This is a genomic window from Saccharopolyspora sp. 6M (assembly GCF_020176775.1).
Classification (GTDB): Bacteria; Actinomycetota; Actinomycetes; order Mycobacteriales; family Pseudonocardiaceae; genus Saccharopolyspora_C; species Saccharopolyspora_C gregorii.
Window position 1 is genome coordinate 67,372 of the sequence record NZ_JAIUJZ010000011.1, and the last position, 8,464, is coordinate 75,835.

Below are 8,464 nucleotides of genomic sequence, written 5' to 3' on the forward strand. Positions count from 1 at the left end.
TGTCTTCCGCCGACGGTGCGGACCTGCGCGGGTACTACCCGACGGCACTTCCCAGGCGGGCGGTCAGCGCCGCCTGCTCGAAGGTGAGCAGCTGTTCCGGGAACAGGTCCAGCTCCTCGCCGGTCCACGGCGCCTCGGTGCGCACCAGCACGTTGTAGTGGTTGGGGTGGTGGCAGGCGTCGAAGCCGAGCACGGTGCCGATCACCCGGCCGCCGATGCGCAGCTCGTCCCCGCGGTCGAGGACGCCGGCGCAGCCGAACTCGGCGAAGCCGAGGAACCCGACCCGGTCCACGCGGGCGCCCGGCGCGGTCTCGACGTGGTCGGTGGTGACGAGCTCGTGCACCTCGCCCGCCCGGATGCACCGGCTGGCGTGCGGTTCCAGGGACATGCCCCGTTCGGTCCGGCGGTGCCGCAGCACCTTCACCACGGTGGCGTGCAGGCCGCGCTTGCGGCCGTCCTCGTGCGGGTTCACGGCGAGCCCTCCTCGTTCGCGGCGGTGTCCAGGAATTCCACGCGGTAGACCGCGTCGACCAGCTCCAGCGCGGGCAGCCCGCCGTCGGGGCGCCGGTCCGCGGCGGTGTTGCCCGCATCGAGCACGGCGGCGAAGTCGGTGAGGACGCCTTCGTACTCGTGCCACAGCGAGGACTTGAACCCGTGGTGGCCGTGCAGCATGTCGGCGCGGTGCGTGGTGCCGTCCGCGCAGCGGATCTCGACGTCCTTGGTCTCACCGGGATGCGACCAGTCGAGTTCGACGACGGCGGGCACCCCGGTGGCGGAGCGCAGTTCGACCACCGCCTGCCGGTCGAGGCCCGCGCCGTCGCGGTGCACGGTGACCGCGGCCGGTTCGACGTCGCCGAGGAAGAGCCGCACCAGGTCGAACGCGTTCGGGCCGTTGTCGGCGACGCAACCGCCACCGCAGCGCTCCGGGTCGAGGTACCAGGTGTCGCCGCCGATGTGCTCCTCGATGCGTTCGAGGTAGCGCACGGTCAACCCTTCGATGGGCCCGTGCCCGGCGAGCTCGTCGCGCAGGCGCAGCACGTTGTCGTTGTAGCGGCGGTGGAACGCGGTGAACAGCGGCGCGGTGACCGAGGCGAGCCCGGTGAGCGCCCGCGCGTCGACGAGGTCCACGGCGAGCGGTTTCTCCACGCACACCGGCACGCCGGCCCGCAGCGCGTCGCGGCTGATCTCCGCGTGCACGTCGTTGGGGACCACCACGACGACCGCGTCCGGCGCGCTCGCGGCCAGCAGCTCGCGGTGGTCGTGGAACACGGGTATCCGCCCGCGGTGCGGTGCCAGTGCGGCCTCGTCCACGTCGCAGACTGCGACGAGTTCCCAGCCGGGCAGCGCGTCCAGCGCGGCGAGGTAGAACCGGGCGATGGTGCCGAGGCCGATCACGGCGGCGCGGCGCGGTTCCGCGGCCATCAGCGCGCACCTCCGTCCACATCGGACTCGTCGAGGCCCAGCTCGACGAGTTCGCGGTGCACCGAGGCGCGCAGCGGTACTCCGTCCCGGCGGCGCCGCGCGGCGCGTTCCGCCTCGTGCCAACCGGGGTAGCGCACCGGTTCGCCCGCCGCGGCCGGGCAGTCCAGCAGCGTGCCGAACAGGCTCCGCGCGTCCGCGGCGAACGCCCCGCCGGGGCGCAGCAGGTCGGGGGCCAGCACGAGCACGAAGTAGCCGATGTCGTCGTCGCGCCCGTGCGGTCCGCCGTCACCGTCCAGCGCCGCCGGGGCGGGCCCGACGCCGGCGCCGGACAGCAGCGCGGAGAGCACTTCCACGACGAGCCCGAGGCCGAAGCCCTTGTGCGCACCGGTGGCCGGTTCGCCGCCGAGCCAGCGCAGGTGTGCCTCGCCGCGGTCGAACGCGGCCGGGTCGGTGACGGGGTTCCCGGTGTCGTCGGCGAGCCAACCGGGCGGGACGCGTTCCCCGTCCGAGGCGGCTACCCGGACCTTGCCGGTGGGAACGGTGGTGGTGCTCATGTCCAGCACGAACGGGTGGCCTTCGAGGGCGGGGGCGGCGACGCTGATCGGGTTGGTGCCGAGCATGGCGAGCGCGCCCAGCGGCGGGCGGGCGATCCGCTGCGAACCGCAGTTGCTGGCGACGATGCCCACGAGCCCGCGTTCGGCGGCGCGCGCGGCGTGGAACCCGGCGCAACCGAAGTGCGTGCCGCCGCGCACCGGCACGAGCCCGACGCCGTGCTCCAGCGCGCGGTGCGCGGCCGCGTCGACGGCCTCCGCCGCGGCCCACAGGCCGAGGGCGCGGCGGGCGTCGAGCACGGCGCAGGCGCCGAGGTCGATCCGCGTGGTGGGTTCCGCGGTGGGGTCGACCCGGCCGGACCGCAGCAGCGGCAGGTAGAGCCGGGTGAGGTTGAACAGGCCGTGCGAGTCGAATCCGCACAGATCCCCGTGGCACAGCGCTTCCGCGGCCAGGTGCGCCCGGTGATCCGGTATCCCGTGCTCGGCGAACAGCCGGGCGGTGAACGCGTGCAGTCGCGCGTAGGACACCGTGGTTCGTTCCCCGGAGTGCGCGATCTCCGGCAGCAGCGTCATCAGGTGATCTCCTTCCCGGCACCGCCGTGGTGCCGCCTGGTGAACTCGGTGAGCACCGCCGCGACCGCTCGGGCGAAGCCGCGGAGTTCGGCGACGTCGGCGTACTCGCCTTCGGCGTGCGCGTGGTTCGCCTCCAGCGATCCGGGGCCGAGCACGGCGGTGCGGGTGTCGGGGATGCCGTGCATCCAGATGGCGTCGCAGGTGAACGCGGGCAGCTCGTCGGGCCACCGCCGGATCCCCGCTGCGGCGAACAGCTCGCCGGCGTCCCCCTGCTCGTGCAGGCAGGGCAGTCCGCGCTTGAGCCAGTCGACGCGCGTGATGGCGGCGGCCTGCGCCGCGGTGCGGGCGAACTCCCTGGTGGACGCGAACGTCCCGGTGAATTCGCGGATGCCGTCGCGCACCGCGTCCTCCAGCGCGCGCTCGGCGGCGGCACCTTCGGGCGCGGTGGCGTAGGACAGGTTGAGCAGCAGGCCCCCGCTGCCGTAGACGCGGTTGTGCCGGTCGCCGGTGCGCAGGCCCGCGATGCAGCAGCGACCCGGCCGGTCCCGCGGGTCGAGGGTGCGGGCGAGGTGCTGGGCGAGGAACCCGAGCAGGACCGTCGCGTTGTGCCCCGCGGCGGGTTCGTCGTCGATGGCGCCGTGCCCGTCGACCCGGATCCGCGCCGTCATCGAGGCGGTGGACCGGGGCAGGTAGCGCAGCCCGGTGGGTTCGCAGAACACGTTGAGCGCCCCGAAGTGGCCGGCTTCGACCAGCGGCCGGGTGCCGTAGGTGCCCATCGCGCCGCCCTCCTCGCCGGAGACGGCGTGCACGAGGACCCCGACGTCGCGCCCCAGCTCGGGGTTCGCGACGCGGGCGGCGCGGATCCCGGCCAGCAGCGCCACGGCCGGGCCCTTCGCGTCGATGGCGCCGCGCCCGGTGATCCGGTCCGCGGTGCGGGTGACGGGTTCGAGCCCGGCGACGGTGTCCAGGTGCACGTTGAACATGGCGGTGCGCTCCGGCGGCAGCTCCGGGCCGAGCCGCAGCACCAGGCTGGGCTGGTCGGCGAGGAAGTCCGGGTCGCGGGCGGCGTCGCGCACGGTGCGCGGCACGTCGTCCCGGTCCAGCACCGAGGGTTCGGGGGCGGCGTGGTGCGCGGTGCGGAACCCGATGCGCTCGGCGGCCGCGGCGTAGGCCCGCTGCGCCTGCCACATCCGGGAGGGTGGCGCGGCACCTTCCAGCGGGTTGACGGTGGGCAGCCGCAGCAGGTCCACCAGCAGGTCGAGGTCGCCGGGTTCGAGCGGTTCGGCGCCCATCAGGCCCGGCCGGGCGCGGCCGCCGCCGTGTAGGGCGCGCGCAGCCGCCCCAGCAACCGTTCGAGGGCGCGGCCCGCGTCGACGAACCGGTCCGCGGCGGTCTCGTCGGCGCGCACCCCGTCGTGCGGGCGGGCGACCAGGTGCGGTTCGAGGGAGTACGCGCCCTCGTAGCCGGAGTTCAGCAGCAGCCGCAGGCAGTCGGCGACCCGCGAACCGCCCTCCCCCGGTGGCACGTACATCACGGCGCCGGGCGAGCCGGTGGCGTCCTTGACGTGCACGTGCGCCACGTGGCCGATGAGCGGGCGCAGCAGGTCCGGGGCGTGGTAGCCGTGCTCGACGCCGTTGCCGGTGTCGAACAGCAGCCGTAGCGACGGGACTTCGGCGAGCAGCCGCAGGGCGCGGTCGGCGTCGGTGGCGGCCCACCCGGCGCAGTTCTCGTGCAGCAGCACGACGTCGTGCTCGGCGGCGCGTTCGGCGAGCTTGGCGACGCGTTCGCGGGCGCGGGCGCCCCACTCGGGTTCGGGGAGCCCGTCGTTCGGGTAGGACATGATGCGCACGTAGCGGCTGCCGAGTTCGCGGCACTGCTCGGCGAGCACGTCGAGTTCGCGCAGGTCGTCCTCGAACGGGGCGGTGATGGGGCGGGCCCAGTTGCCGATGCGCGAGGCGAGGCACACCACGTCGAGCTCGGCGGCGCGGAGCTGCCGCGCGGTGCGGCGCCGGTCGGGTTCGTCGAGGTCGGCGAGCGGGACGCCGTCGACGGTGCGCAGTTCGATCGACCGCCAGCCGAGCCTGCGGACGGCGGCGAGCTGCCCGGTCAGGTCCGCGGCGGCTTCGTCGCCGATGCCGGCGAGCCGGGGGCGCGGGTCATCCTGCATGATCTGCGGTCCTCCTCCGCTGTCGAGCGGGACCGGTCCGGTCCCGGCAGTGCTGCTTCGCCGCCCACAGCAGGCGGACCACGTCGCGGTGGATCGCGAAGTGCCCGGTGGCGGCGGGTTCGGGGTCCGGTCCGATGGCTTTGAACCGGCGGTAGGCGCGCAGCGTGAACTCGGTGAGCGCGTCGTCGGGGAAGACCGACCACTGCTCCTCGGGGCCGTGCACGGTCAGCTGCGCGTGGTGGTCCTGGTCGCTGAGCGGGTAGTGCCCGACGGCGCTGCCGTGCTCGAACGCCAGCTCCACCCGGCGTTCCCGCACCGGGGCGGTGAGGTCGGAGTCGATGGCGGTGCGGACGCCGCCGACGTGGCGCAGCGCGAGCCGCGCGCCGCCCATGCCGGGGAGCACCACGCCACCGCAGCGCATGTCGGCGCAGTCGGCGTCGACGAGCTCGGCGGGCCCGGCCAGCCGCAGCGCCACGCCGAGCGAGTGCGGCACTTCCACGTCGAACGCGGTCGGGTGGCCGCCGGTGGCGGTGGAGTGGGTGAACCGGGGTTTGTGCTGGCGGAAGGAGATCTCCCGCAGCCGCCCCAGCGGCCCCCGCTGCACGAGGTCGGCGAGCCTGCGGGTGAGTTCGGCGTCCAGCCAGTGCGCGACGACGGCGAGCCGCAGGTCGTGCGCGGTGCGCAGCCGCTCGACCTCGGCGAGCGAGGTGAGGTCGGGTGCGACGGGCTTCTCCACGATGATGCGGCGGAAGCCGAGTTCGGCGAGCTCGCGCAGCAGTTCGGTGCGTCCGGTGGGCGGGGTGCACAGGTGGACGACGGTGCGGCCGGGCGGGACGAGTTCGGCGGCGGCGCGGACGGACTCGGCGGCGGTGACGCCCGGCGGGACGCGGCGGGCCGCGGGTGCCGGGTCGCAGGCGATGATCGCGCCGGGGTGGAACGGGTCGCGGTCGAGTTCCCTGGCCCGTGCCAGGACGCGCAGGTGCAGGCCGGCGCCCGCGCGCCCGAGCCCGACCACGAGTGAGTGCAGCATCGTGCTCCGTTGCTCCAGAGGGGTTCGAGGTTGTTCCGGGATCCCGCCGCGTTCCGGCGGTTCCGCCCGGCGGCCCGGTGGCTCCCGCCCGGGTTCCGCCGTTCTCGCGAATTCGGCACCCGCTTCCGCGGCGGCGCGGGGTAGGGCCATTCCCGGAACCGTCCTGTTCGGACCGTTCCGGTGCGCATTCGGCGATCGCGGCGGAATGCGCTTCGGCGACCGGATGCGGGCGCCGAGCGGCAAGACTAACGATTTCCCCGAACAGTCCAGGAACCGGGTCCGCGAGGCCCGAACAGATGATCACCGGAAAGGATGAAAAACGCGAATGGCGTTCCCGCGGACTTCCGGCGGCGCGCGGCGCTCCGCTACTTTGTCCAGCCGAAGATCCCTCCCCATTCCCAGGAGTTGACGTCGTGTCCCGCGGTGCGAATGACACCGGGGCGCGAGAATTATCGAGCCCGCCGGATCCGTCCGCGCCCGTGCCGTTCTTCTCGCAGGCCCGCACCTTCGACCGGCTTTGGCCGGCCATCAGCGCTCGCGTCGAAGCGGTCTTCGACAACGGCAAGTTCTCCCACGGCAAGCAGGTCGCCGAACTGGAACGGCAGCTCTGCGAGCACACCGGCGCGCGGTACGCGGTGGGCGTGAACAGCGGCACGGACGCGCTGGTCCTGCTGCTGCGCGCCCTGGGCCTGCGCCCCGGCGACGAGGTGGTGGTCCCGGCCTACTCGTTCGTGGCCACCGCGAGCTCGGTGGTGCTGGCCGGGGGCCGCCCGGTGTTCGCCGACGTCGATCCGGTGACCTACGCGCTGGACCCGGCCGAGGTCGAGCGGGTCGCAGGCCCGCGCACCCGGTTCGTCATGCCCGCGCACCTGTTCTGCCAGATGGCGGACATGAGCGCGCTGTCCCGGGTCGCGGCGCGGCGGGGCCTGGTGCTGCTGGAGGACAGCGCGGAGGCGATCGGGATGCGGCAGCTGGGAGTGCACGCCGGTCTGCACGGCGCGGGCGGCGTGCTCTCCTTCTTCCCGAGCAAGACCCTCGGCGCGATCGGCGACGCGGGCGCGGTGATCACCGACGACGTGCGGGTCGCGGAGCTGGTCGCGGGGTTGCGCCACCACGGGCGGTTCGGGCACACCCTGGACCACTTCCCCGGCATCTCCACCGAGACGGCGCGGCCGGGCACGAACAGCAAGATGGACGACATCCAGGCCGCGGTGCTGCTGGCGAAGCTGCCGGAGCTGGAGCGGGAGATCGCCCGCCGCGGTGAGCTGGCCGCGGCCTACCGGGAACGGCTCGCGGACGTGCCGGGGATCCTCCGCCTGCCGGAGGTGGTCGACCGGGGCCCGGGTTCGGCGAGCGCGTTCTACGTCCACCTGATCGAGGTGGAGCGCCGGGACGAGCTGGTGGAGTGGCTGGCCCGCGCGGAAATCGGCACCGAAACCTACTACCCCATTCCGCTGCACCGGCAACCCTGCTTTCAATCGGATTATTCCACGGAGGTTCCGCTGCCGAACGCGGAAGCGGCGGCGCGGCGCGCGGTGGCCCTTCCGCTCTACCCGGACCTCACCCTCGGACAGCTCGACCGGGTGTGCTCGGTGATCCGCTCCTTCTATTCCGGGAGGCGTGCGTGATGCGTTCCGAAATTCCGTTCTTCCCGCCTGATCTGTTCGAAGGGGATCGCAAGGTGATGCTCGACATCATCGGCGAGATCGGCCGGGATCCCCGACAGAAGTTCATCCTCGGTGAGCAAACCCGGGAATTCGAGGAGTTGCTGCGCGACGATCTCGGCGCCGCCGACGTCATCGCCTGCGGCAGCGGCACCACCGCGCTCGGACTGGTGCTGCGCGCCGTGGACATCGGCCCCGGCGACGAGGTGGTGGTGCCCGCGTTCGGCTGCGCACCGCTGGCCGCCGCCGTGCTGGAGACCGGCGCGGCCCCGGTGTTCGCCGACGTCGACCCGCGCACCATGGTGCTCGACCCGGAATCGGCGCGGCGCCATATCACCCACCGCACCAAGGCGCTGCTGCCCGCCCACATGTTCTCGATCATGGCCGACATGCCCCGGTTCACCGAACTGGCCGCGGCGCACGACCTGCGGCTGGTGGAGGACTCCGCGGTCGCGCAGGGCGCCGTGCTGCGCGGCACCCCGGCCGGGCTGTGGGGCGAAGCCGGCGTCTACTCCTTCGTCCAGGTCAAGTCCTTCGGCATGCCCGGAGAAGGCGGCGCCGTCGTCACCCGCGATCCCGCGCTCGGGCGGCGGATCCGGATGCTGCGCAACCACGGGCAGCAGGAGCGCTTCGTGCACCGGGTCATCGGCACCAACAGCCGGTTCGACGAGATCCAGGCCGCGTTCCAGCGCTACCGGTACGCGGGTTTCCCCGCCCGGCTCCGGCGGCGCGCCGAGATCGCCGAGCACTACACCGAGCGCTTCGCGCCGCTCGCCGGGCAGGGCGTGCTCGCCCCGCCGCCGGGCCGGGACGGCCGCTGCCACTACGTGTACTGCCTGCTCGCCGAGGAACGCGACGTGCTGCGGGAATACCTCGCCGAGCACGGCATCGGCTCGCACGTGTACTACCCGCTGGCGCTGCCGCACCAAGCCGCGTTCCTGCCCTGGGCTCCCGCGGACGAGGGCGGGGCGCCCCCCCCCGGGGGCCCCGCGGGGGGGGGCGGCCCCCCCCCCCGCCCCCCCCCCCCCCCCCCGGGGGGGGGCCGGGGGGGCGCGCC

At 74.1% G+C, this 8,464-nt stretch carries 8 protein-coding genes; 2 read left to right on the top strand and 6 right to left on the bottom strand.

Going from position 1 to position 8,464, the window contains the following annotated elements; translation table 11 throughout:
- Window positions 1-34: 34 nt before the first annotated feature.
- Genes LCD31_RS02090 through LCD31_RS02115 form a run of 6 tightly spaced genes read right to left on the bottom strand, consistent with a single transcriptional unit; the run spans window position 35 to window position 5,743 of the window.
- Window positions 35-472, bottom strand: coding sequence for a hypothetical protein (locus LCD31_RS02090; protein WP_224955691.1), 438 nt, complete (start codon window positions 470-472; stop codon window positions 35-37).
- Window positions 469-1,422: a Gfo/Idh/MocA family protein gene (locus tag LCD31_RS02095; protein WP_224955692.1), complete on the bottom strand. Its 954-nt coding sequence runs from the start codon at window positions 1,420-1,422 to the stop codon at window positions 469-471. The genes LCD31_RS02090 and LCD31_RS02095 overlap by 4 nt, the downstream gene beginning before the upstream one ends.
- Entirely contained in the window at window positions 1,422-2,546 is a 1,125-nt protein-coding gene (locus LCD31_RS02100) for an Ldh family oxidoreductase (protein ID WP_224955693.1), read from the bottom strand. The genes LCD31_RS02095 and LCD31_RS02100 overlap by 1 nt, the downstream gene beginning before the upstream one ends.
- On the bottom strand, window positions 2,546-3,838 hold the full coding sequence (locus LCD31_RS02105) for a M20/M25/M40 family metallo-hydrolase (RefSeq protein ID WP_224955694.1): 1,293 nt from the start codon (window positions 3,836-3,838) through the stop codon (window positions 2,546-2,548). The genes LCD31_RS02100 and LCD31_RS02105 overlap by 1 nt, the downstream gene beginning before the upstream one ends.
- Window positions 3,838-4,713 carry a sugar phosphate isomerase/epimerase gene (locus LCD31_RS02110; protein WP_224955695.1) on the bottom strand — a complete coding sequence of 292 codons (876 nt, stop codon included), beginning with the start codon at window positions 4,711-4,713 and terminating at the stop codon, window positions 3,838-3,840. Before LCD31_RS02110 ends, LCD31_RS02105 begins: the two co-directional genes overlap by 1 nt.
- Window positions 4,703-5,743: a Gfo/Idh/MocA family oxidoreductase gene (locus tag LCD31_RS02115; RefSeq protein ID WP_224955696.1), complete on the bottom strand. Its 1,041-nt coding sequence runs from the start codon at window positions 5,741-5,743 to the stop codon at window positions 4,703-4,705. The genes LCD31_RS02110 and LCD31_RS02115 overlap by 11 nt, the downstream gene beginning before the upstream one ends.
- 479 nt (window positions 5,744-6,222) lie before the next feature.
- On the opposite strand from LCD31_RS02115, the gene LCD31_RS02120 reads away from it, so the two are divergent.
- On the top strand, window positions 6,223-7,371 hold the full coding sequence (locus LCD31_RS02120) for a DegT/DnrJ/EryC1/StrS aminotransferase family protein (protein ID WP_224955697.1): 1,149 nt from the start codon (window positions 6,223-6,225) through the stop codon (window positions 7,369-7,371).
- Window positions 7,371-8,464 (top strand): DegT/DnrJ/EryC1/StrS aminotransferase family protein (locus tag LCD31_RS02125; RefSeq protein WP_224955698.1); only part of this gene is annotated, 1,094 nt, incomplete at its 3' end. The genes LCD31_RS02120 and LCD31_RS02125, both read left to right, overlap by 1 nt.

Coding starts and splice junctions, on each gene's coding strand:
- LCD31_RS02115 (WP_224955696.1), bottom strand. CDS start 5,743: ATGCTGCACTCACTCGTGGTCGGGCTCGGGCGCGCGGGCGCCGGCCTG.
- LCD31_RS02100 (WP_224955693.1), bottom strand. CDS start 2,546: ATGACGCTGCTGCCGGAGATCGCGCACTCCGGGGAACGAACCACGGTG.
- LCD31_RS02110 (WP_224955695.1), bottom strand. CDS start 4,713: ATGCAGGATGACCCGCGCCCCCGGCTCGCCGGCATCGGCGACGAAGCC.
- LCD31_RS02095 (WP_224955692.1), bottom strand. CDS start 1,422: ATGGCCGCGGAACCGCGCCGCGCCGCCGTGATCGGCCTCGGCACCATC.
- LCD31_RS02105 (WP_224955694.1), bottom strand. CDS start 3,838: ATGGGCGCCGAACCGCTCGAACCCGGCGACCTCGACCTGCTGGTGGAC.